Source organism: Neobacillus niacini (assembly GCF_000759675.1).
Classification (GTDB): domain Bacteria; phylum Bacillota; class Bacilli; order Bacillales; family Cytobacillaceae; genus Neobacillus; species Neobacillus niacini_A.
Genome location: NZ_BAWM01000031.1, coordinates 1 through 318 on the forward strand (window position 1 = coordinate 1; position 318 = coordinate 318).

A 318-nucleotide genomic window follows, 5' to 3' on the forward strand; every position below is an offset into this window, starting at 1 on the left:
TTTCACTCCCCTTCCGGGGTGCTTTTCACCTTTCCCTCACGGTACTGGTTCACTATCGGTCACTAGGGAGTATTTAGCCTTGGGAGATGGTCCTCCCAGCTTCCGACCGGATTTCTCGTGTCCGGCCGTACTCAGGATCCACTCAGGAGGGAACGAAGTTTCAACTACAGGGTTTTTACCTTCTATGACGGGCCTTTCCAGACCGCTTCATCTACCCCGTTCCTTTGTAACTCCATGTTGAGTGTCCTACAACCCCAAGAGGCAAGCCTCTTGGTTTGGGCTATGTCCCGTTTCGCTCGCCGCTACTCAGGGAATCGC

General features: G+C 53.8%; 1 rRNA gene. It reads right to left on the bottom strand.

What is annotated here, in order from left to right:
• Positions 1-318, bottom strand: a 23S ribosomal RNA gene (locus TR08_RS14690); the annotation flags it as partial.